Raw genomic sequence first — 21,110 nt, 5'->3', positions numbered from 1 at the left:
GCGGGTACTCCTTGGGTGCGCTGTCCGCGGGGGTTAACGGCCGCTGACGGGTTCGAAGTGGGAGGTGCCGTCGCCGAGGTACCGGTAGACGTAGGAGAGGTCCTGGCCCGGCTCGACCGTGACGGGTTCGGTGAGGGCCCAGACGGCGGTGTACCAGTGGCTGCGGGCGCAGCCCAGCCAGGGGGCCGTCGACAGGGTGGTGTCCGGCCCGAGCCGCGCCTCGAAGTGGACGACCACGCCGTTGACCTCGCCCGCGCGGTCGGCGGTGAGCGTGGGACGGGTCTCCAGCGGGCCGGCCATGTCCTGGTGGAGGTCGACCTGGTACAGCTCGGCGGGCTTGGAGAGGAAGTCCCAGGTCTGTACGGTCTCCGGGCGCTCGTAGAAGCCGATGGAGCGCCGGGCCTCGGACTCCGCCATGGGGCCGAAGTCGATGCCGAACATCTCCTTCCAGCGCGCCAGGTGGCCCTGGGTGACGCGGTGCTTGTCGAGCACCTCGTCGGGGATGCGGGCCAGCGTCGCGTACGAGGTGAGCCGGCCGGGGACGAGGCGGGGCGAGTCCGTCATCAGCCGGCGCCGCGCGTCCTGGACGGTCTCCCAGATCCGCATGTCCAGCGCCTCGTTGCCGACGATGTCGGTCAGCAGGACGTCGGCCGGCTCGGGGAGTTCCAGCTGGGGCGACCAGCCGCGGATGAACTCGATGCGGTCGGCGACGCCGTTGCGTTCGGCGATCCGCCGGGCGAGGTGGACCATGCCGGCCGGCTCGACCGCGTAGACCTTGCGGGCCCCCGCCTGCGCCGCGGTGATGGCCAGGATGCCGGAGCCGGTGCCCAGGTCGAGCACCACATCCCCGTCCCGCACCGTGTCGCGGACCGCCTGCTGGAAGGAGGCCTTGCGTACGGGGTCCTCCAGCATGGCGATGTGGACGAACGCGGCGTCGTAACCGCCCTTGGGGAACGGCTGGTCGCTGAAGCTCTCGACCGGTTCGGTGCGCAGCAGGCCCGCCTGGTGGAGCGAGACCACGGTCGCCAGCGCGTCCTGGGCGGCCCTGGGCCGTCCCTTCAGCCGGGGGCCGAGCAGGGTCAGGGCCTCGCCGACCGTGCGCGGCTGGTGGAAGAGGTCGAGCAGGCCGAGCGCGTCATGTCCGAGCTTGAGGATCCGGCTCTCGAAGTGGATCTTCACTTCGTTGCTGGTGTCGACCTCGGCGATGAAGGACGGCACCCGGTGGAGCACGGTGTCGGGCGAGAGTTTGGGCATGTGCTGATCACTGTCCTCGAGGGTCGGTGCGGCGGGCGGCCGCCTGGATCAGGGCGGTGGAGATCGCCGACTGGAAGTCACCGAGCGAACCGGGCTCCCGGCGGCCCTCGGTGAGGGAGATCCCCTCCTTCGGCTCGACGATCCGGTAGCCGTCCTCGCGCAGCTGGTCGACATTGCGCTGTACGGCGGGTTTCGACCACATGGCCGCGTTCATGACGGGGGCGATGACGGTGGGGCACTCGGCCGCGAGCACGGTGGCCGTCAGGACGTCGTCCGCGATGCCGTGGGCCGCCTTGGCCAGGAAGTTGGCCGTGGCCGGCAGGATCACCAGCACATCCGCCCAGGCGCCGAGGGCGACATGGGCGGCGCCTCCGCCCTTGTGGTCCTCCCAGTCGGTGACCGGGGCGTGGCCGGTGACGGCCTCGATCATGCGCGGGCCCATGAGGGCGCGGGCCTGCGCGGTCATGACGGTGCGGATCTCCTGGACCCCGACGGTGCCGCGCAGCCACGCGTTCACATGGGGGACCGCGACCGCCGAGAACGAGCCGCACACCCCCCACAACAGCCGGACCTGGGCGAGCGCCCGCTGGGCGCCGTCGGCGCGTTCGCTCATCGGCCGATCACCTCCTGGGGGGTGCCGAAGGCGCCGAGGACGCCCGGCAGGGACTCTTCCGCCCGGCGCAGCAGCGCCTCGGCGCCCCGGGGATCGGACGCCGACCAGGCGCGCAGGGCGACGTGCTGGAGGACGCCGGAGGCGAGGTGCCCGGCCAGCCGGGCGTGCTCCTCCTCGCTCAGCCGGGCGCCCCGGGCCGTCTCGTAGCCCTCGGCCGCCAGCCGCGCCCGCTGTTCCTGGAGCTCCCGCGCTCCCATGGCAGCCGCCGCCTGTACGAGGTCCCGCAGCAGGAAGGCGAGGTCGGTCATGGGGTCGGCCAGCCCGGCCTCCCGCCAGCCGAGCACGCGCGGCACCGGGCCGGGCACACAGGAGGCGGTCGACAGCCGGCCGTGCACGACGGTCCGGGGGACCGCCCCGGGCGCGGCGTCGGCCCCCGCGCCGGCGAGGCGCCGGATCCGGGGAGCCGCGGCCCCCTCGAGGCGGTCCAGGGCGGCGCGGATGGACTCCGCCGCCCGCGGCGCCGCGTCCAGCCAGGCCGGGCGGGATCTGGCCGGCAGGGCGGGCGCGCGCCCCACGGGGATGGCGTGCAGCCGGGCGAGGAAGCCGCCGAGGTCGTGGAAAGTCCGCTCAGCCGGTGGGGTGGCGGCGTCGCCCCGGCCGCCGAAGACGGCGTCGCTGAGCAGCGCCGGGGTGCCCACGGCGGGGTGGACGGCGGTGCGGTCGTCGGCCAGCGCCGGGACGCAGGCGTGGGGCGCGGCCGGGGTCGCGGCGATCGCCTCGCCGAGCCCGCGCAGGGCGGCGGCGTCGAGATACGCGGCGGAGGCCGCCGGGACGCTCTCGCCCCAGCGGTAGCCCCCCTCCACCCGGAGGCAGACCCGGGTGACGAACGGGCCGGGCAGCGAGCGCACCGGCTGCCCGGCCCGCACGGCGGCTTGGGTCATCGGACGGCGCTCCCTCGGGCGTTGAGGTAGGGGTGGGCGGCGTCGAGCCGCTCCGCCCGGTACCGCTCCTCGATGGCGTCCAGCCGGTCCGCCGCCGTGGTCCGGCCGTCGCGCCAGGCCGCGACCAGGCCCTCGGCGACCAGCAGACAGCGGTGCTGGCCGAAGCTCATCAGCCGGCCCTGCCGCTGCTCCGGCTCGTCCGCCAGCCACCAGCCCCGGCCCAGTTCCAGCGCGAAGGCCGGCCCGGTGTCCCGGAGCGCGTCCAGGTGCCGGCGGTGGATGTCCGCCAGCTCCCGCTCCAAGAGCAGCCAGTCGTCGCGGTACAGGTACAGGACCATCGCGTCCCGCCGCTCGTACCCCTCCGGGTGGTTGGCCGCCTTGAGCTGGTACGGGACGCGGGCGGCGCACAGCCGCCCGGTGAGCGCGCGCATCAGGCCGGCGGCGGACGCGGGGTCGCCCGGCGTGTAGTACAGGCGTACGACGGGCCGTTCGCCGTGGCGGGGCATGCCCTCGTCGCCGATGGCGAGGTACCAGCCGGGGTACATGTACGGGCGCGCGGGCGGGAACTTCACGGCGACCGGCCGGCCGGGCGCGGGCGACGGCGGCAGGGTCTCCTGTGCCGTGACGGTCAGGGTCAGACCGTTCTTGGTCACGCGCCGGCCCCCGGGCCCCGTGGGAACCGCCCGCCAGCCGCTGTCCCAGTAGCCGCTGCCCTGGTTGGCCTCGTCCAGCGCGCGGGCCACGGCCGGGTCCTCGCGTCTGCGGGTGCCCAGCACCACCGGGGCGCCGTCGATCAGCCAGCGGGCGGCCCGGGCGTCGCCGGCGTAGTAGCTCAGATACAGGAACCGGGACAGATGGGGCAGCACGGGCAGGTCGCCGGGGGCGGACTCGACGCCCGGAGCGGGGCGCAGCTCACCCCACTCGCGGTGGACGAAGGCCGATTCGCTCAGCACCTCGACGTCTTCGGCGATCGCGGAGAACGCCGCTCGGTAGCGGTTCATGCGCCCGCCTTCGCCGGCCGGCCGGGCGAGAGCAGCCGGGCCAGGCCCTGGGGGTCGGTCAGCAGCTTGCGGCCCACGAAGAGGCACAGGTGCCCGATCCGGCCCAGCGAGCCGATCTGCTCCAGCCGCCCGGCGGCGTACATCAAGGTCGCCAGACCGGCGTAGCGGAAGGCGTCGTCCCGCTGCTCGGCCGAGAGCGCGGCGCCGTGTTCGTAGGCGGTGAGGAAGAGGCCGACGTTGCGCCGCACGGTGGCCCAGGTGTCGGCCCGGGACAGACTGGCGGCGTCGCCCCGCACCGTGTGCAGCCAGCGGATCAGCAGCTGGCCGACGACCGTGCCCACGTCAAGCATGGGGTCACCGAATCCGGCCAGTTCCCAGTCGACCAGCGCGACCCGGGGCTGGGCGCCGTCCGGGTCCTTGAACAGGACGTTGTCGTCCCGCAGGTCGAAGTGCACCAGGCTCTTGGGGCCCCACCCGTCCCGCAGCCGGGCCACGCTCTCGTCGACCGACTGCATGGCGGCCGCGTAGTCGAAATAGTCCATTCCGGGACCGCTCGCCAGCTCTGCCGGCGTCAGGGTGACGAAGGACGCGAAAGGGAAATCGATGAGCTGCGGGGCGTATCTCGGGTCCGCGGCGATCCGGTCCACGGGCGCGCGGTGTATCCCGGCCGTCACGGAGGCCAGGGAGACCAGCGTCGGCACGGGAATGACCGGGGAGTTCCGGGTGAATTCCCGCATCGAGATGAATCCGGTCTTTCCCTCCATGACGAGGGTTTCGGTTTCCGGGTCGGCCGCGACGAAACGGGGAACCGCCGCCTGGGCGAATTGCGGGACCCCGGCTTCGGGCAGCAGCCTGAGCATCGTCTCCTCGTTGCCCGTCGCCGTGCCGACGGCTTTGGATGTTGCCGGATCAACTTTTTTCAGCAGGAGCGCGGTGCCGTCCTCGAAGTGCAGCATGGCCACGCTGTTGCGGGCCGTGAAAGTCTCCGTGCGCACGATGTCGCCCCGGTCGATACCGAGCGAGGCGAGCCAGGAACGAGTCCGGGCCTTCGCGGGCCCGGACTCGTCCGGCAGCGCCCCGCCCCAAGGCGAAGGCATACCGCCGCCCTCCCGTCCGGCCTCAGGTGACGCGATACCGGCCGAGCTGTGCGAAGCGCTGGTCATCATCAGGCGATCGGCTCAGCTCAACAGTGGAAGGCCACCGTCGCGGCAGCCGCCATCACGCTGCCCTGCGCCTCCTCGTCGGGCGAGATGCCCGCCTTCTCCTCCAGGAAGGCCTGCAGCTCCTCCGGGCTGACGCCGGCGAGCTCCTCCAGGGCCTTCTCTCCGGCGGCGGGGTCGATGACCGCGCGCTGCTCATCGGTCATCGACGCCTCGGCGTCCTGGATTTTGCTGACGAGGTCGGCGAACGCCGCCTCGTCGACCGCGGAAACCATTGCTTCAGACATTTGATTCTCCCGATTCATCCCCGGCCCTTCGGTCGGGGAATCGAATGAAACAATCGTGATCTAAGCAAACTCTCACCCCCCGTTGTCAATCGGTCTGCGGCATTCCGTTTGTGTGTATTGATTTTGGGGATTATTGGTCCCGGGCATGCGAATTGGCCCGTCGGCGATTTTCCGACAGGCGGTTGAGGCACTGTTCGATTGACTGGATTTGAGTGAGAAAAGAGAGAAGCGGCGTTGGTGAGTCTTTATGGAGCCGCGGAAACCCGGAAGCCGGCGTGCGTGCACGGCGAGTAGGTCATCGGAACCCCCGTTCGATGATCTTGCGGTCTCCGCGAGGGTAAGCGCGCTTCCGTGTTCTTGGATAGAGGTTTGTGTGCCGACCGAAAAGATCAGGACGTTGTGGGGGTGCGGGAACCCGGGTTGTCGCTGGTGGTGTCCGTCGGGCCGATCCGGCGGTCGGGCAATGTGGCTGAAAATGAAGCCACCGAGGGCGCGGGTGAGGGGGATGGGCGCGGGCGAGGGGGATGGGAGCGGGTGAGGGGGATGGACGCCGGGCGACGGTTGACGGCGACTCTCCTTGCCGCGGCTGCATATAGTCATGCACAGTCGTGGATGGGTGAATAGAAGCCGGGTCGGGCGCCGGGGACAGAGGACAGGGGCAGGAGACGAGCGATGAGTACGGACACGGGGGCGTCGGCGGAGGCGGAGGCCCGGGCGGCCGGGGCTGCCGGGACGTCCGGGGCTGCCGGGACCTCCGGGGCTGCCGGGGCGGAGGACGAGGCCGGGGCGGGGAGCGGCGCCGCGCGGCTGCAGCAGCTCTTCGAGGGCCACCGGCTGACCCCCACCCAGCGGCGCATCGCCCACTGCATGGTGCGCCGGGCGGCCGACGCGCCGTTCCTCTCCAGTGTCGAACTCGCCGAGCTGGCCGGCGTCAGCCAGCCCTCGGTGACCCGCTTCGCGGTCGCGCTGGGCTTCGACGGCTACCCGGCGCTGCGCAGGCACCTGAGGGAGGTCGCCCCCGCCGAGCGGGGGGCGGGCGAGGACTCGTACAACGAGTACCAGCAGGCCGTGCAGTCGGAGATCGACAACCTGCGCCACCTCGCGTCCCTGCTCGCCGACCCGGCCCCGGTCGTCCGGGCCGGGCGGCTGCTCGCCGAGTCCCGGCCGCTGCCGGTGCTCGGCCTGCGCGCGGCCTCCGCCCAGGCGGGCGGCTTCGCGTACTTCGCGCGCAAGGTCCACCCGGACGTACGCCTCCTCGACGAGGGCGGCACCATGCTCGCCGACCGCGTCGACGCGGCGGTGCGCGCGGGCGCGACCGCGCTGCTGTGCTTCGCCCTGCCGCGCCATCCGCGCGAGGTCGTCGAGGGACTGGAGTACGCCAGGTCCGTCGGGCTGACCGTGGTGACGGTCGCCGACAGCGCCTTCGCGCCGGTCGCCCGCCACAGCGACCTGCTCCTGCCCGCGGCGGTGGGCACCGGCCTCGCCTTCGACACGGCCTGCGCGCCGATGCTGCTGGGGCGGGTGCTGCTGGAGGCGATGTGCGACGCGCTGCCGGACGCGCAGGCGCGGCTGGAGGAGTTCGACGCCAAGGCCGCGGCGCGCGGGCTGTTCGCGGAATGAGCGAGTCTCAGCGAATTCTCACGCCCGCTGACTAGAGTCCGTGCGCGAACGGCTGTATGTACGGCTTGTACTCGTATCCGAGCCGAATGCTGAGGAGGTCTGTCGTGGGGCGCGGGGCATATGCGCTGGCGCGGGTGGCCGTGGTCGTGCGGGCGCCGGCGGGATGGCTGTGGTGGCTGGGCGTACTGGCCGCGGGCGTCGGGGTGTGGGTGCCGGGGCTGACCGGGCGCCGGATCGGAGTACTGGCGGGGGCGGCGCTGTTCCTGATCGCCGCGGCCGCGACCTTCCTGGCCCGCCGGGGCCGCTACCGGGAACTGGCGCGCGCCGCCTCCCGCGCGGGCCGGGCCGTGTACCTCCAGGACCGCGCGGTGACCCTACGGGCCCGGCGCCGCGCCCTCCGCTGGTGGCTGCTGCTCGCCTTCCTCGCCGCGGTCGGCTCCTCCTTCGCCGTGCCCGCCACCGCCGGAATGCTCCTGGCCGGCATCGGCGCCGGCCTGTGGGCCAAGGCGCGCTGGCTGGGCCACTGGGAGCGTACGCACGACGCGCTGCTGTGGGTGCGCGTCGAGTGGGTGACCCGGGGCAGGCCGGCGGGCAGGAACGTCACCGCCTACCAGACCACCGGCATCGTCGCCGGCGACGCCCGCCCCGGCGGAGCGAAGCGAAGCCGCACGGCGGAGCTGGCGGCGCGCTGACGCTGCCACCGCGCGTGCCGCGCCGTCGCGCGGGTGTCGGCGGCCATGCCGACGCCCTGGCCCCGGCGCCGCGGCACCCGAACTCCGGGCCCGCCGCTGACAGCCGCGTCGGTGCCGCCGCTATGGCGGTGCTGTGCGGGGCGCGGGCTGTGGCAGGGCGGGTGTGCTCGTCTTCCGCGCTGTGCCGTCGCGCGGCCACGCGGCCTTTCGCGCCGCCCGCGCCCGACGGTCAGGCCCCAGCGGGACGCCGGCGCCGCTGACCTGACAGCCGCTCTGGCGCCCGCGCGGTGGCGGGCGTGGCGTGGCGCGGCGGGCGGCGCCCGCGGCCGGGTGCCGCTGCCGCCCCCAGGCCAGGCGCCCGCGCGCCCCGCCCGTCGGAGCCTCGCCCATGCGCTCTGCCCGTCAGAGGCCCGCGAGGGCGCTCGCGTGGTCGCCGCCGCTTTCGGTGACGATCTCGTCGAGGGACTGGGGGGAGCGCACGGGGGCGAAGTGCACGCGGGCGTCCTCGCCGCCTTCGGCCGAGAAGCCGTAGATCCCGGGGCGGGGGAGGCTGTTGTAGGCGAAGTGGTTGGAGAAGTAGTACGCGCCGGTGTCGAGGAGCGCGACCAGGTCGCCGGCCTCCAGCCGGGGCAGGGGGCGGTTGGCGGCGACCAGGTCGCCCGCGAAGCAGCACGGGCCGGCGACGTCCTGGGGGACCGGGCCGTCCGGGCCGGTCGGTTTGGGGAGGCCCGCGCTGTCGTACGCCGCGACCCGCAGGGGCCAGGACTCGGGGGCGAACACGGTGCGCGTGGCGAGCTGGGCGCCCGCGTGGGTGACGGCTATCGGGCGGCCGCCGGCCGACTTGGCGTACTCGACGCGGGCCAGGACCGTGCCGGACTTGGCGATCAGCGACCGCCCGAACTCGGTGACCAGCCCGTACCGGCCGTCGAACAGCCCGGGGACGGTGGCGAGCAGCAGCCGGGCGTAGTCGCGGTAGCCGGGGGTGACCTCGTCGGAGCCGAAGTTGACGGGCAGGCCGCCGCCGATGTCGAGGGTGTCGATCTGCTGTCGGCCGACGGCCCGGTTGATCTCCTCGGCGAGCTCGTACGCGGCCCGTACGCCCGCCGCCATCAGGTCCAGGGGGCAGCCCTGGGAGCCGACGTGCGCGTGCAGCCGGGTCAGCCAGGGGCGCTCGGTGAAGGCGCGCACGACCCATTCGCGCGCCCCCACGTCCAGCAGCGCCACCCCGAACTTCGAGGTCGCGGTCGCGGTGCTGAGCGCCCCGATGCTGCCGCCGCCGACCTGCGGATTGACCCGGAGCCCGAGCGGGCCGGGCGGCGGCGTCGACCCGGGGCCGGTCCGGGGCCGTACGAGCGCGTCGAGGCGGGCCAGCTCCTGGGGGTTGTCGGCGTTGACGGCGATGCCGAGCTCGACGGCCTCGAGCAGCTCGGCGTGGGTCTTGGCGGGGGAGTCGAGCACGATGCGCTCGGGGTGGACCCCCGCGGCCCGGGCCAGGGCCAGCTCACCGGGGCTGGCCACCTCGCAGCCGATCCCCTCGTCGGCCAGCAGCCGCAGGACGGGGACGAGCGCGGCGGCCTTGACGGCGAAGGCGTGCAGCACGGGGGTGCCCGGCGCGACGACCTCGTCGAAGGCGGCCCGCAGCTCGGCCGCCGCGGCCCGGATCCCCGCCACGTCCAGCAGCCCCACCACGGGCTGGTCGGCCCCGATCAGCCCCTGCTCCACCGCGGCCCGCACCGCCCGCTCCCGCCGGACGGCCGAACCGGCCCCCGCTCCTGCCCCCGCTACGACCGGATTCGATGTCATGCTCTCAGCCAACCACCGCGCCGCCCGGCCGCGCAGCCCGTCCGGCCCACGGCCTCGCGGTGAGAGACGTCAGAACGTGCCGGGCGGCGCCGTGCCGCCGGGCGAACCGCCCGGCGGCAGGGGCGTTGAGCGGGGGCGTCGAGCGGGGCTCGGCTAGCCCGCCGCGGGGGTCCGCGCGGGGGCCAGGTCATGGCCGAGGTCGCGGCCCAGGTCGCGCAGCGGGCCGCCGACCCGCTGCGCGAGCCCGTCGCGCAGCTCCGTCAGCCGCTCGATGCGCTCGTCGAGATACGCCAGCCGCCGCCGGACGATCGCGTTGGGGAGCGTGCACAGGCCGGGCTCCCCGTCGGCCCGAGGCCCGGCGGTGGGAGGGCTCACCCCGCGGCGGCCCTGCGGCAGCGCGGCGATGGCCGCGACGAGGGTCCGTACGTCCTCGATGGTCAGCCCGGCCGCCAGCAGCTCGCGGACGGCCCGCAGATGTCGCACGTCCTCGGGCGTGTAGTCGCGGTGGCCGGAGGGCGTGCGGCGCGCGGTGAGCAGTCCGCGCTGCTCGTAGTAGCGCAGTGCGCGCGGCGTCAGCCCGGCGGCCGCGGCCGCGTCCCCGATCCGCATGGGTCCCCCGTTCCGTCCGTTCCCTTCCGCATTGAGCGTCATTGTCGTGGGGGGCCGCCTACAACTCCACCAGCACCGCCCCGACATGGCGCCCCTCGACCAGCTCGCACAGCGCGCGCGGCGCCTGTTCGATGCCCCGCAGCAGGGTGTGCGGGTAGCTCATCGCGCCCTCGCGCAGCGCGCGGCCGAACTCGCGCTCGTACTCGGGATACGCGTCCCGGTGGTCGAAGGCCGCGACGCCGCGCAGGGTGATGCCCCGGGCGATGAGGTCGAAGGTGCTGATCGCGGTGGTGGCCATGGCGTCGCCGGTCAGCTGGGCGGACAGCGCGCCGACGAGGGCGAAGCGGGCGCCCCGTCGGGCCACGGCGAGCGCGGCGAGCAGCTGTTCGCCGCCGACGTTGTCGAAGAGCGCGTCGATGCCGTCGGGGGCCGCCTCGCGGAGCTGGTCCTCGATCGGTCCGGCGCCCCGGACGACGGCCGCGTCATAGCCGAGTTCCTCGGTCAGACAGTCGGCCTTGCGCCGGGAGCCGGTGGAGCCGATGACCCGGGCGGCGCCGCGCAGCCGGGCGAACTGCCCGGCCAGCGTGCCGACCCCGCCGGCCGCGCCGGTGACGAACACGGTGTCCCCGGCCCGCACCTCGGCCCCGCGCACCACCCCGAGCCAGGCGGCGAAGCCCTGTGACAGATACGCGGCGGGGTCGGGCAGCGCCCCCGGGGTCAGGCGCTCCGCCTCGGCGGCGTCCACGACGGCGTACTCGCGCCAGCCCAGCCGGTGCCGGACCAGCTCGCCGGGGGCCAGGTCGGTGCCCGGCGCGGCGACCACCTCGCCGACGGCCGGGCCGTGCATGGGGTCGCCGGGCCGCTGGAGCAGCTGGGGCAGGCCGAAGCGGTCGGGGTCGGGCAGCGTGAGGGGCCGCATCACGGCAGCGACGCTCATGAGCCGGTTGCGCACGAGCGCCTGCCCGGGCCCGGGCTCGGGTACGGGGGTGGTGACGACCTCGAAGTGGCCGGTGGTGAGGGTGTCCCGGGGCTGGGCGGCCAGCACCACCTGCCGGTGGGTGGCGGGGACGGCGGCCGGGGTGGAGGCGGGCAGCGGCATGGTCGGCTCCTCTGCGTGGCGGGCGGGGCGGAGGGGTGGGACGCCGAGACGGTAAGTCCTGACGTATACGTCAACCACAAGCCCGCCCGCCTCCCCCGAACGCCCGCGACACCCCCCGAGCCGGTATTGACTAGTTCTATTCACTCCAGTCAAGATGTGAATATCTCGATCCAGTCGACCGTAGGGAGGCACGGCCCATGTCAGGACCGCGACCCGTACGCGCACCGCGCGGTACCGAGCTCAGCGCCCGGGGATGGCAGCAGGAGGCCGCCCTGCGGATGCTGCAGAACAACCTCGACCCCGAGGTCGCCGAGCACCCGGACAAGCTCGTCGTCTACGGCGGCACCGGCAAGGCCGCCCGCGACTGGCGCTCGTTCGACGCCATGGTCCGCACCCTGCGGACCCTCAAGCAGGACGAGACGATGCTGGTCCAGTCGGGCCGGCCGGTCGGCGTGATGCAGACCCACGAGTGGGCCCCGCGCGTGCTGATCGCCAACTCCAACCTGGTCGGCGACTGGGCCAACTGGGAGGAGTTCCGCCGCCTGGAGGCGCTGGGCCTGACCATGTACGGCCAGATGACCGCGGGCTCGTGGATCTACATCGGCACCCAGGGCATCCTCCAGGGCACCTACGAGACCTTCGCCGCCGTCGCCGCCAAGCGGTTCAACGGCACGCTGGCCGGGACCATCACCCTCACCGCCGGGCTCGGCGGCATGGGCGGCGCCCAGCCGCTCGCGGTCACCATGAACGACGGTGTCGCCATCTGTATCGACTGCGACCCGCGCGCGATCGAGCGCCGCATCGAGCACCGCTACCTGGACGTGCGGGCCGACAGCCTGGAGCACGCGCTCCAGCTGGCCACCGAGGCCCGCGACCAGCGCAAGCCGCTGTCCATCGGCGTGCTGGGCAACGCGGCGGAGCTGGTCCCCCAGCTGCTCGCCATGAACGCCCCGATCGACATCGTCACCGACCAGACCAGCGCCCACGACCCGTTGTCGTACCTGCCGCTGGGCGTGGACTTCGACGAGATGGCCTCGTACGCCGCCGAGAAGCCCGCCGACTTCACCCAGCGGGCCCGCGAGGCCATGGCCAAGCACGTCGAGGCCATGGTCGGCTTCATGGACGCGGGCGCCGAGGTCTTCGACTACGGCAACTCGATCCGCGGCGAGGCCCTGCTCGCCGGGTACGACCGCGCCTTCGCCTTCCCCGGCTTCGTGCCCGCCTACATCCGCCCCCTCTTCTGCGAGGGCAAGGGCCCCTTCCGCTGGGCGGCCCTGTCCGGCGACCCCAAGGACATCGCGGCCACCGACAAGGCCATCCTGGACCTCTTCCCGGAGAACGAGTCGCTGGCCCGCTGGATCAAGATGGCGGGGGAGCGGGTCCACTTCCAGGGCCTGCCCGCGCGGATCTGCTGGCTCGGCTACGGCGAGCGCGACAAGGCGGGCGAGCGCTTCAACGAGATGGTGGCCGACGGCACCCTCGCCGCGCCCCTCGCCATCGGCCGCGACCACCTGGACTGCGGCTCGGTGGCCTCCCCGTACCGGGAGACCGAGGCCATGCTCGACGGCTCGGACGCGATCGCGGACTGGCCGCTGCTCAACGCCATGGTCAACGTCGCCTCGGGCGCCTCCTGGGTCTCCATCCACCACGGCGGCGGCGTCGGCATGGGCCGCTCCATCCACGCGGGCCAGGTCACCGTCGCCGACGGCACGCCGCTGGCGGGCGAGAAGATCCGCCGGGTGCTGACCAACGACCCCGGCATGGGCGTGATCCGCCATGTCGACGCGGGCTACGACCGCGCCGACGAGGTGGCGGCGGAGCGCGGCGTGCGCGTCCCGATGCGGGAGGGCGAGACGGCGTGACCGACGATCGCGAGCCGGTGGCGCACCCCGGCCACCGGCCGGGCGCCTCCTTCCACGAGATGTGGCGCGACCTGCTCCCCATAGGCCGCCACACCGAGACCGGCGGCTACCGCCGCTACGCCTGGACCGGCGCCGACGCCGACTGCCGCGCCTGGTTCCGCGCCCAGGCCGAGACCCGCGGGCTCGGCTACGAGGAGGACCGCAACGGCAACCAGTGGGCCTGGCTCGGCGACCCGGCCGCGGGCGACGCCGTGGTGACCGGCTCGCACCTGGACTCGGTGCCGGACGGCGGCGCCTTCGACGGCCCGCTCGGCGTCGTCTCCTCCTTCGCCGCCCTGGACGAGCTGCGCTCGCGCGGGGCGCGGCCCGCCAAGCCGCTCGCCCTCGTCAACTTCGGCGACGAGGAGGGCGCCCGCTTCGGCCTGGCCTGCGTCGGCTCCCGGCTGAGCGCCGGGCAGCTGAGCGCCGAGCAGGCGCACGCGCTGCGCGACGGCGACGGGGTGAGCCTGGCGCGGGCCATGGAGCGGGCCGGGTACGACCCGGAGGCGATCGGCCCCGACCCGGAGCGGCTGGCCCGCATCGGCGCGTTCGTGGAGCTGCACATCGAGCAGGGCCGCGCCCTGGACGAGACGGCCCACCCGGTCGGCGTCGCCTCCGCGATCTGGCCGCACGGCCGCTGGCGGTTCGACTTCCACGGCGAGGCCAACCACGCGGGCACCACCCGTCTCGAGGACCGCCGCGACCCGATGCTGACCTACGCCAACACCGTGCTCGCGGCCCGCAAGAAGGCGCGGACCGCCGGGGCGCTGGCGACCTTCGGCAAGGTCGGCGTGGAGCCCAACGGGGTCAACGCCATCGCCTCGCTGGTGCGGGGCTGGCTGGACTCGCGGGCCCCCGACGAGGAGACCCTCGCGGCCGTCGTCGGCGAGATCGAGCGCGCGGCCGTCGAGCGCGGGCAGCGCGACGGGGTCGAGGTCACGGTCACCCGGGAGTCGTTCACACCCGTGGTGGAGTTCGCCCACGGCCTCCGCGACGAGCTGGCCCGGCTGCTCGGCGGCGCCCCGGTCCTGCCCACCGGCGCGGGCCACGACGCGGGCATTTTGTCCGCGTCCGTGCCGACCGCCATGCTGTTTGTAAGGAACCCCACAGGCGTCTCGCACTCGCCCGCGGAAACGGCGGCCGAGGACGACTGCCTCGCCGGGGTGACAGCACTCGCCGACGTACTGGAGGGCCTGGCGTGTCACTGACGGCGCAGACCTACTGGGCGGAGCACGCCTGGCTGGGCGAGAGCGTGGAGCCGAACGTGCTCATCGTGACCGCGGTCGACGGACGGATCAAGGAGGTGCGGCCGAACACGCCCGTGCCGCCCGCCGGCGCCGTCTGGCTGCGCGGGCTGACCCTCCCGGGCCTGGCCAACGCCCACAGCCACGCCTTCCACCGCGCCCTGCGGGGCGTGGTCCAGGCGGGCAGCGGCACCTTCTGGACCTGGCGCGAGGTGATGTACGGGGTCGCGGACAAGCTGACCCCGGACAGCTACTTCGAGCTGGCCCGCGCCGTCTACGCGGAGATGACCATGGCGGGCATCACCTGCGTCGGCGAGTTCCACTACCTCCACCACGCGCCCGGCGGCGCCCGCTACGACAACCCCAACGCCATGGGGGAGGCGCTGATCGCGGCCGCCGCCGAGGCCGGGATCAGGATCACCCTCCTCGACACCTGCTATCTGTCCTCCGGCTTCGGGGCCGAGCCCGACACCCACCAGCTCCGCTTCTCCGACGGCACCGCTCATGCCTGGGCGGAGCGGGTGGGCGCGCTCAAGGCCGACGCCAACACCCGGATCGGCGCGGCCGTCCACTCGGTGCGGGCCGTGCCCGTGGACCAGCTCGGCACCGTCGCCGGCTGGGCCGACCACCACGCCGCGCCGCTCCACGTCCACCTCTCGGAGCAGACCGCCGAGAACGACGCCTGCGTGGAGGCGCACGGCTTCACCCCGACCCGGCTGCTCGCCGACCACGGGGTGCTGGGCCCGCGCACCACGGCCGTGCACGCCACCCACCTCACCCCCGGGGACATCCGGCTGCTGGGCCACTCCGGCACCGGGGTGTGCATGTGCCCCACCACCGAGCGCGACCTCGCCGACGGCATCGGCCCGGCCGCCCAGCTCCAGCACGCGGGCTCCTCGCTGTCCCTGGGCAGCGACAGCCACGCCGTGATCGACATCCTGGAAGAGGCGCGCGCCATGGAGATGGACGAGCGGCTGCACACCCGCACCCGGGGCCACTGGAGCGCCCCGGCGCTGCTGCGCGCCGCCACCGTCGACGGCCACGCCGCCCTCGGCTGGGGGGACGACGCGGGCCGGATCGAGCCCGGCGCCCTCGCCGACCTCACGACGATCGCGCTGGACTCCGTCCGCACCGCGGGACCGCCGCCCCGGCTCGGGGCCGAGACGGCCGTATTCGCGGCCACGGCCGCCGATGTCCGGCACACCGTGGTCGGCGGGCGCCATGTCGTACGGGACGGGGCGCACCAGCTCGTCCCGCGCGTCCCCGAGGCCCTGGCCGAGGCCGTCGCGGCCCTGCGGGACTGAGCCGTGACCGCCCGGCGCGAAGCCGCGGCGCCGGCCGGGCCGCCGCCCCGCCGGAACCGACCCGACGGCCGCCGCGGCGGCCGATGAAGGAGAACGCCCCCGCGATGACGACCGCCACCGCCATCATCGACATCTCCACCCTCGTCACCAACGACCCCTCCCTCGGCGAAGGCCCCCTCGGTCTGATCCAGGACGCGGCCGTCGTCATCGACGGCGACCGCGTCGCCTGGGTCGGTGAGTCAAGCAAAGCACCCGCCACCGACAGCCGGGTCGACGCGGGCGGCCGGGCGCTGCTCCCCGGTTTCGTCGACTCCCACTCCCACGTGGTCTTCGCGGGCGACCGGACGCAGGAGTTCAACGCCCGGATGTCCGGCCGCCCCTACAGCGCGGGCGGCATCCGCACCACCGTCGCCGCCACCCGCGCCGCCTCCGACGAGGACCTGAGCGCCAACGTGGCGCACTACGTCCGGGAGGCGCTCCGCCAGGGCACCACCACCCTGGAGATCAAGTCCGGCTACGGCCTCACCTCCCAGGACGAGGCCCGCTCGCTGGAGATCGCCGCCGCCCACACCGACGAGGTCACCTTCCTCGGCGCCCATGTGGTGCCGCCGGAGTTCGCCGACGACCCCGCCGCGTACGTGGACCTGGTCACCGGCCCGATGCTGGACATCTGCGCCCCGCACGCCCGCTGGATCGACGTGTTCTGTGAGGAGGGCGCCTTCGACGGGGACCAGGCCCGGGCCGTCCTCACCGCCGGGGTACGGCACGGCCTGACCCCGCGCGTGCACGCCAACCAGCTGACGCGGGGCCCCGGGGTCCAGCTGGCCGTCGAGCTGGGCGCCGCCTCCGCCGACCACTGCACCCACCTCTCGGACGCCGACGTCGACGCCCTGGCCCAGGGCGACACGGTCGCCACCCTCCTGCCGGGCGCCGAGTTCTCCACCCGCTCGCCGTACCCCGACGCGCGCCGGCTGCTGGACGCGGGCGCGACGGTGGCGCTCTCGCCCGACTGCAACCCGGGCTCGTCCTTCACCAGCTCCATGGCCTTCTGTGTGGCGCTGGCGGTCCGCGAGATGCGGATGACCCCGGACGAGGCCGTGTGGGCGGCCACGGCCGGCGGGGCGCGGGCCCTGCGCCGCACCGACGTCGGCCGGATCTCCCCGGGCGCCCGCGCCGATCTGACCCTGCTGGACGCCCCCTCGCACGTCCACCTCGCCTACCGCCCCGGCGTCCCCCTCGTCGCGGCGGTCTGGCGGGGCGGCGAGCTGATCTGACCGCGCCCGCGGCGGGCCGGTCATCCCACGCCGCTCATCCCACGCCGCTCAGCCCACGTCCAGCACCGCCTTGCCGCGCACCCGGCGGCCGAGCAGCGCCTCGGCCGCCTCGGCGGCCCGCGACCAGTCGCCCCGCCAGGCGATCTGCGGGTCGAGCTCGCCGCGCGCCACGAGCCCGGCCAGCCACGACAGGTCCGCGCCCAGCCCGTCGGCGTCGTCCAGCAGGAAGTACGTGGTGATCGACCGGTTGTGCCGGTTCTGGTGGCCGAACAGGGCCCCGTACGGGAAGCTCTCGCCGTCGCCGCCGGTGTGCCCGAGCGCGACCAGCGTCCCGTGCGGCGCCAGCGCCTCGTAGACGGCGACCAGCCCGGCGCCGCCGATCAGGTCGATCACGCCGTGCACCGGCTCCGACGGCCTGACCGCGGTGCCCACGACGACCTCGTGCGCCCCCAGCGCCCGCAGCTCCGCCTCCTTCGACGGGTCCGACGTGGCCGCGACGACCTGGGCGCCGCCCCGGGCCGCGAGCTGGACGGCGAAGCGCCCGGCCCCGCCGCCCGCGCCGGTCACCAGCACCCGGCGGCCCAGGATCGGCCCGAGGCGGCGCAGCGCGCGCAGCGCGGAGCCCGCGGCCACCGGCAGGGTGCTGACCGCGCCGGGGTCGGTGCCGGGCGGGACGGTGCCCAGCAGGTCGGTGTCCACGGCCCGCAGCCGGGCCCAGGCGCCGGCGGCGCCCACGGTGACCACGGGCGTGCCGACGGCCGGGCCCGAGCCGTCCGCGGCCGCCCGCTCCACCACCCCCGCCGCGTCCCAGCCGGGTACGGATCCCTCGGCGCCGCCGGGCACCTCGAAGGCGACCTCGCCGTGATTGAGCGAGAACGCCTCGACTCGCACCAGCGCCTGGTGGGGCGCGGGCTCGGGGTCCGGTACCTCGGCGAGGGTCAGATGCCCGGGGGCCGTGTGGTCGATCGTCAGTGCGCGCAAGTCCGCCTCCGCGGTCCGGAAGAGTTGATCACGAGGTCCGCATAGTGCCACTGAGTGGCATAAGCCTTCAAGTGGCATAAGCGCATGAAAGGCATGAGCCCCCAAGAGGCGAACGCGCCGGAGACGCATCCGGCGCCGGGAGGTAGGCTGCCCGGCGTGGTGAACGAACTGCCCCTGCGCGAGCGCAAGAAGCTGCGCACCCGAGAGGCCCTCGTCGAGACGGCGCTGGCGCTCTTCTCGGAGAAGGGATTCGCCGCCGTCACGCTCGACGAGCTGGTGGCCGCGGTGGAGGTGTCCAAGCGCACCTTCTTCCGCACGTTCGCCTCCAAGGAGGACGTCGCGCTCGCGCCCGAGAAGGAGCTGTGGCGCGCGTACGCCGAGCGCATCGAGGCGCGGCCGCTGACCGGCCCGCTGCTGACGACGCTTCAGGACACGCTCTTCGCGTCGGTGGCGGACATGGCGGACGGCTGGGAGCGCCGCTTCCGCGCCAGCCGCGCGCTCGCCGACCGCACCCCGGCGCTGACCGCGCACAGCCTCCGGCACTGCGCGGACGTCACCGACGCGCTCGTGGCCTCCGTCGCGAGCCGTCACCCGGCCGACGAGCTGCGGGTGCGGCTGCTGTTCGAGCTGATGCTGGCGGCCTGGCGGCACGCGCTCAAGGAGTGGGCGGGGCAGCCCGGCGACCCCGGGCGCGACGCGCTGCGGAGCAGGACGCGGGAGGCGTTCGACGCGATCCCCGAGGTCGCGGAGCTGGCCCGGGGCACCGCCGGCGACTAGCGGCGGGCGGACCGGCCGCGCGGGAGCCGTTGTGCGGACGGGGCGTCATATTCCGTACGGGATTTGTACGTAAAAGGAAAGCACGCGGACGCGGATAAGGGCCCGTCCCCCACGGGGGCGGGCCCTTATCCGTCTGCGGTGAGCGCTACTCCTCGATCATCAGGCCCCTGCGGAGCCGGACGAGTGTGCGCGACAGCAGCCGGGAGACGTGCATCTGGGATATGCCCAGCTCGTCGCCGATTTCCGATTGGGTCATATTCGCCACGAAGCGCAGCGAGAGAATCTTCCGGTCGCGCGGTGAAAGATTCGCGATGAGGGGTTTGAGGGATTCGACGTACTCGATGCCCTCGAGTCCGTGGTCCTCGTAGCCGATCCGGTCGGCGAGCGCGCCCTCGGAGTCGTCCTCCTCCGGCTGGGCGTCCAGCGAGCTGGCGGTGTACGCGTTGCTCGCGGCCATGCCCTCGATGACCTCGGCGGTGGTGATGCCGAGCCGCTCGGCCAGTTCGGCGGCGGTCGGGGCGCGGTCCAGCCGCTGCGCCAGCTCGTCACCGGCCTTGGCGAGGTCCAGCCGCAGCTCCTGCAGCCGCCTGGGCACCCGCACCGACCAACTGGTGTCGCGGAAGAAGCGCTTGATCTCGCCGACGATGGTCGGCATCGCGAACGTGGGGAACTCGACGCCCCGGCTGAGCTGGAAGCGGTCGATGGCCTTGATCAGGCCAATGGTCCCGACCTGGACGATGTCCTCCATGGGCTCGCTGCGGGAGCGGAAGCGGGAGGCGGCGAACTTGACGAGGGCCAGGTTGAGCTCGACCAGGGTGTTGCGGACGTACGCGTATTCGTGGGTGCCTTCCTCAAGGGCCTCGAGCCGCTCGAAGAGGGTCTTGGACAACGCCCGCGCGTCCACCGGCCCCACCGTTTCGTACGGCGGGATCTCGGGTAGGTCGGCCAGTTCGGGCAGGTCCTCGAAAGAGTGCCCGGGGGCCGGGGGGCCGTCCGGGTCGGGTGCGGACCGTGGTGCTGCGATTGTCGACGAGGCGGTGATCCGAGTGTCCTGAGTGGCTGATGTGTTAACAGAGGAATCGGTGCGCGATTCGTCGAGCCGGGGTGACATAGTCTCCTCCCTCATTCTCGGCATATGGCTGCCGACGCCATTACGAGCTGATGCGGTTTGCGGCGCCTCCAAAGCCGGTACGTGGCGGATGTGTCTCTCTACGCCTACCCGCAATCACCTCCACGTGGCAAGTCCAACTTGTCCATATTTGGCGAAGAATGTGAAATGTTCGGGTACCGGAGGACGTGGAGAAGGCGTAATGTTCGATCCGCGCAATCGAAAGCAACGAGACGCCAGAAGAGGTGCGCACATGGACCGCCAGATGGTCGGCAGCGCCAGCAAGGGCCGGCTGCAGGTTGAGGTTCGGCACCACGGGGCGAGTGCGGTCGTGACGCCGGCGGGTGAGCTGGATCACCACACCGCCGAGGCGTTGCGGGAACCGCTGGAGGCCTGCGTGGAGGAGGGGCATGCACGACTCGTCGTGGACTGTTCCAAGCTGGAGTTCTGCGACTCCACCGGGCTCAATGTCCTCCTCGGTGCCCGGCTGAAGGCCGAGGCCCAGGGGGGTGCGGTCCATCTCGTCGCGATGCAGCCGGTTGTGGCGCGCGTGTTCGAGATCACAGGCGCGGAGGCCGTCTTCACGGTCCATGAATCGCTGGACGCGGCGCTCGTCGAGTGACGGCCGCCTCCTGTTTCCGGCGCGTGCCCGGCACGTCGTCGACGCGTAGCCCGCGTCACACGAAACGTTCCCAGGAAGTGGGTGTTCTCACGCTTTCCTCGGGCAGGAGACAGGCTGAAACAGTTGAGAAGATCAGGTATCCCTTGTCCCTGAATCGGTGAATCGGTGAGGTGAAGCCGCTGATGAGCACCACCCGGCCGTACCCGCCGGGCGACCGTGGCGGCCCGGAGCCGGACGGCCCCGCCGCCTCGGCCACCCCAGCGGCGACCCCACCCGCCGGGGCCATCCGGCAGATCCGCAGGCTCCACCTGATCGGAGCCAGCGGCGTCGTGCCCCGCGCGCGCGACTTCACCCGGGAGGCGCTGCGCGACTGGGGATGGCTCCCGGCCGTGACGGCGGATCAGCGGGCCGCCGCGGAGGATGTCCTGCTGGTCGTCTCCGAGCTGGTCACCAACGCCTGTCTGCACGCCGACGGACCGGAGGAGCTGCGCGTCAGCTTCTCGCCGAAGGTGCTCCGGCTCGAAGTGGTGGACCTCGGCTCGGGCACCCCCGCCCCGCGCTCCCCGCACCGCGCGGGCCGGCCCGGCGGCCACGGCATGTTCATCGTGCAGCGGCTGTGTCTCGACTGGGGGGTCGTCCGCAACGCCGACGGCACCGGCAAGACGGTCTGGGCCGAACTGGCCGCCCCCTCCTGACGCCCGGGGCCCGCCCAGCGTCCGACGGACGCGGGGCCCGCGCGGGCGCCCCGGTTTCGATATCTTCACCCGCTGCGCGCCGAACCGGCGCGCACTTTGTCTTCCCTCGACAAGGTCCCGGGCGT

20 protein-coding genes are annotated in these 21,110 nt (G+C 73.8%); 9 read left to right on the top strand and 11 right to left on the bottom strand.

Features of this window, described 5'->3' with window-relative positions; genetic code table 11:
- Window positions 1–33: 33 nt before the first annotated feature.
- The 6 genes from BBH68_RS08690 to tvaA all read right to left on the bottom strand — a co-directional run bounded on the left by BBH68_RS08690 (window position 34) and on the right by tvaA (window position 5,256).
- Complete coding sequence (locus BBH68_RS08690; RefSeq protein ID WP_065960373.1) at window positions 34–1,254, bottom strand: 50S ribosomal protein L11 methyltransferase; 1,221 nt, start codon at window positions 1,252–1,254, stop codon at window positions 34–36.
- Window positions 1,255–1,261: 7 nt separating this feature from the next.
- Window positions 1,262–1,867, bottom strand: coding sequence for a flavoprotein (locus tag BBH68_RS08685; RefSeq protein ID WP_065960370.1), 606 nt, complete (start codon window positions 1,865–1,867; stop codon window positions 1,262–1,264).
- Window positions 1,864–2,808, bottom strand: coding sequence for a phosphotransferase (locus BBH68_RS40540; RefSeq protein ID WP_065960368.1), 945 nt, complete (start codon window positions 2,806–2,808; stop codon window positions 1,864–1,866). Before BBH68_RS40540 ends, BBH68_RS08685 begins: the two co-directional genes overlap by 4 nt.
- Entirely contained in the window at window positions 2,805–3,809 is a 1,005-nt protein-coding gene (locus BBH68_RS08675) for a T3SS effector HopA1 family protein (RefSeq protein ID WP_065960366.1), read from the bottom strand. Before BBH68_RS08675 ends, BBH68_RS40540 begins: the two co-directional genes overlap by 4 nt.
- Window positions 3,806–4,906 carry a phosphotransferase gene (locus BBH68_RS08670; protein ID WP_065960364.1) on the bottom strand — a complete coding sequence of 367 codons (1,101 nt, stop codon included), beginning with the start codon at window positions 4,904–4,906 and terminating at the stop codon, window positions 3,806–3,808. Before BBH68_RS08670 ends, BBH68_RS08675 begins: the two co-directional genes overlap by 4 nt.
- Window positions 4,907–4,992: 86 nt before the next feature.
- Window positions 4,993–5,256: a thioviridamide family RiPP peptide gene (tvaA, locus tag BBH68_RS08665; RefSeq protein ID WP_158080408.1), complete on the bottom strand. Its 264-nt coding sequence runs from the start codon at window positions 5,254–5,256 to the stop codon at window positions 4,993–4,995.
- A gap of 672 nt (window positions 5,257–5,928) precedes the next feature.
- On the opposite strand from tvaA, the gene BBH68_RS08660 reads away from it, so the two are divergent.
- Together BBH68_RS08660 and BBH68_RS08655 are read left to right on the top strand one after the other, a co-directional pair.
- Window positions 5,929–6,876: a MurR/RpiR family transcriptional regulator gene (locus BBH68_RS08660; protein WP_245737962.1), complete on the top strand. Its 948-nt coding sequence runs from the start codon at window positions 5,929–5,931 to the stop codon at window positions 6,874–6,876.
- Window positions 6,877–6,980: 104 nt separating this feature from the next.
- Window positions 6,981–7,568, top strand: coding sequence for a hypothetical protein (locus tag BBH68_RS08655; protein WP_245737961.1), 588 nt, complete (start codon window positions 6,981–6,983; stop codon window positions 7,566–7,568).
- A gap of 402 nt (window positions 7,569–7,970) precedes the next feature.
- Here the strand turns inward: BBH68_RS08655 and BBH68_RS08650 are convergent, their stop codons facing one another.
- The 3 genes from BBH68_RS08650 to BBH68_RS08640 form a co-directional block, all read right to left on the bottom strand.
- Window positions 7,971–9,371, bottom strand: coding sequence for a type III PLP-dependent enzyme domain-containing protein (locus tag BBH68_RS08650; RefSeq protein ID WP_065960357.1), 1,401 nt, complete (start codon window positions 9,369–9,371; stop codon window positions 7,971–7,973).
- A gap of 153 nt (window positions 9,372–9,524) precedes the next feature.
- Entirely contained in the window at window positions 9,525–9,980 is a 456-nt protein-coding gene (locus BBH68_RS08645; RefSeq protein ID WP_065960356.1) for a MerR family transcriptional regulator, read from the bottom strand.
- A gap of 58 nt (window positions 9,981–10,038) precedes the next feature.
- A complete protein-coding gene (locus tag BBH68_RS08640) occupies window positions 10,039–11,079 on the bottom strand; it encodes an MDR family NADP-dependent oxidoreductase (RefSeq protein ID WP_065960354.1) in 1,041 nt (346 codons plus the stop codon).
- Between the two features lie 197 nt (window positions 11,080–11,276).
- Here BBH68_RS08640 and hutU point away from each other — a divergent pair, with 197 nt between their 5' ends.
- The 4 genes from hutU to hutI all read left to right on the top strand — a co-directional run bounded on the left by hutU (window position 11,277) and on the right by hutI (window position 16,802).
- Window positions 11,277–12,941 (top strand): urocanate hydratase, encoded by a 1,665-nt coding sequence (gene hutU / locus BBH68_RS08635; protein WP_076972185.1) that lies wholly within the window; start codon window positions 11,277–11,279, stop codon window positions 12,939–12,941.
- A gap of 59 nt (window positions 12,942–13,000) precedes the next feature.
- Window positions 13,001–14,188, top strand: a complete 1,188-nt coding sequence (locus tag BBH68_RS08630) for an allantoate amidohydrolase (RefSeq protein WP_104531259.1) — start codon at window positions 13,001–13,003, stop codon at window positions 14,186–14,188.
- Window positions 14,179–15,528, top strand: coding sequence for a formimidoylglutamate deiminase (locus BBH68_RS08625; RefSeq protein ID WP_065960350.1), 1,350 nt, complete (start codon window positions 14,179–14,181; stop codon window positions 15,526–15,528). The genes BBH68_RS08630 and BBH68_RS08625 overlap by 10 nt, the downstream gene beginning before the upstream one ends.
- A gap of 104 nt (window positions 15,529–15,632) precedes the next feature.
- Window positions 15,633–16,802, top strand: coding sequence for an imidazolonepropionase (gene hutI / locus BBH68_RS08620; RefSeq protein ID WP_065960591.1), 1,170 nt, complete (start codon window positions 15,633–15,635; stop codon window positions 16,800–16,802).
- Between the two features lie 48 nt (window positions 16,803–16,850).
- On the opposite strand, the gene BBH68_RS08615 is transcribed toward hutI, so the two are convergent.
- Window positions 16,851–17,783, bottom strand: a complete 933-nt coding sequence (locus BBH68_RS08615) for a zinc-binding dehydrogenase (protein WP_065960349.1) — start codon at window positions 17,781–17,783, stop codon at window positions 16,851–16,853.
- A 156-nt stretch (window positions 17,784–17,939) separates the two neighbouring features.
- Between BBH68_RS08615 and BBH68_RS08610 the strand changes: the two genes are divergently transcribed.
- On the top strand, window positions 17,940–18,560 hold the full coding sequence (locus tag BBH68_RS08610; RefSeq protein ID WP_245737959.1) for a TetR/AcrR family transcriptional regulator: 621 nt from the start codon (window positions 17,940–17,942) through the stop codon (window positions 18,558–18,560).
- A 145-nt stretch (window positions 18,561–18,705) separates the two neighbouring features.
- Here BBH68_RS08610 and BBH68_RS08605 read toward each other — a convergent pair whose 3' ends face one another.
- Window positions 18,706–19,671, bottom strand: coding sequence for an RNA polymerase sigma factor SigF (locus tag BBH68_RS08605; RefSeq protein WP_174588992.1), 966 nt, complete (start codon window positions 19,669–19,671; stop codon window positions 18,706–18,708).
- 250 nt (window positions 19,672–19,921) lie between these two features.
- Between BBH68_RS08605 and BBH68_RS08600 the strand changes: the two genes are divergently transcribed.
- Together BBH68_RS08600 and BBH68_RS08595 are read left to right on the top strand one after the other, a co-directional pair.
- Window positions 19,922–20,290 (top strand): STAS domain-containing protein, encoded by a 369-nt coding sequence (locus BBH68_RS08600; RefSeq protein ID WP_065960346.1) that lies wholly within the window; start codon window positions 19,922–19,924, stop codon window positions 20,288–20,290.
- A 182-nt stretch (window positions 20,291–20,472) separates the two neighbouring features.
- A complete protein-coding gene (locus tag BBH68_RS08595; protein WP_065960587.1) occupies window positions 20,473–20,985 on the top strand; it encodes an ATP-binding protein in 513 nt (170 codons plus the stop codon).
- The last annotated feature ends 125 nt before the right edge of the window (window positions 20,986–21,110 follow it).

It is taken from the genome of Streptomyces sparsogenes (genome assembly GCF_001704635.1).
Classification (GTDB): Bacteria; Actinomycetota; Actinomycetes; order Streptomycetales; family Streptomycetaceae; genus Streptomyces; species Streptomyces sparsogenes.
Note: the sequence above shows the minus strand (reverse complement) of the source record. Positions and strands in the feature narration are given on the sequence as shown.

Excerpts from the sequence above, each read along its gene's own strand:
- BBH68_RS08690 (WP_065960373.1), bottom strand. The coding sequence starts at position 1,254 with ATGCCCAAACTCTCGCCCGACACCGTGCTCCACCGGGTGCCGTCCTTC.
- BBH68_RS08685 (WP_065960370.1), bottom strand. The coding sequence starts at position 1,867 with ATGAGCGAACGCGCCGACGGCGCCCAGCGGGCGCTCGCCCAGGTCCGG.
- BBH68_RS40540 (WP_065960368.1), bottom strand. The coding sequence starts at position 2,808 with ATGACCCAAGCCGCCGTGCGGGCCGGGCAGCCGGTGCGCTCGCTGCCC.
- BBH68_RS08675 (WP_065960366.1), bottom strand. The coding sequence starts at position 3,809 with ATGAACCGCTACCGAGCGGCGTTCTCCGCGATCGCCGAAGACGTCGAG.
- BBH68_RS08670 (WP_065960364.1), bottom strand. The coding sequence starts at position 4,906 with ATGCCTTCGCCTTGGGGCGGGGCGCTGCCGGACGAGTCCGGGCCCGCG.
- tvaA (WP_158080408.1), bottom strand. The coding sequence starts at position 5,256 with ATGTCTGAAGCAATGGTTTCCGCGGTCGACGAGGCGGCGTTCGCCGAC.
- BBH68_RS08660 (WP_245737962.1), top strand. The coding sequence starts at position 5,929 with ATGAGTACGGACACGGGGGCGTCGGCGGAGGCGGAGGCCCGGGCGGCC.
- BBH68_RS08650 (WP_065960357.1), bottom strand. The coding sequence starts at position 9,371 with ATGACATCGAATCCGGTCGTAGCGGGGGCAGGAGCGGGGGCCGGTTCG.
- BBH68_RS08645 (WP_065960356.1), bottom strand. The coding sequence starts at position 9,980 with ATGCGGATCGGGGACGCGGCCGCGGCCGCCGGGCTGACGCCGCGCGCA.
- BBH68_RS08640 (WP_065960354.1), bottom strand. The coding sequence starts at position 11,079 with ATGCCGCTGCCCGCCTCCACCCCGGCCGCCGTCCCCGCCACCCACCGG.
- hutU (WP_076972185.1), top strand. The coding sequence starts at position 11,277 with ATGTCAGGACCGCGACCCGTACGCGCACCGCGCGGTACCGAGCTCAGC.
- BBH68_RS08630 (WP_104531259.1), top strand. The coding sequence starts at position 13,001 with ATGTGGCGCGACCTGCTCCCCATAGGCCGCCACACCGAGACCGGCGGC.
- hutI (WP_065960591.1), top strand. The coding sequence starts at position 15,633 with ATGACGACCGCCACCGCCATCATCGACATCTCCACCCTCGTCACCAAC.
- BBH68_RS08605 (WP_174588992.1), bottom strand. The coding sequence starts at position 19,671 with ATGTCACCCCGGCTCGACGAATCGCGCACCGATTCCTCTGTTAACACA.
- BBH68_RS08600 (WP_065960346.1), top strand. The coding sequence starts at position 19,922 with ATGGACCGCCAGATGGTCGGCAGCGCCAGCAAGGGCCGGCTGCAGGTT.
- BBH68_RS08595 (WP_065960587.1), top strand. The coding sequence starts at position 20,473 with ATGAGCACCACCCGGCCGTACCCGCCGGGCGACCGTGGCGGCCCGGAG.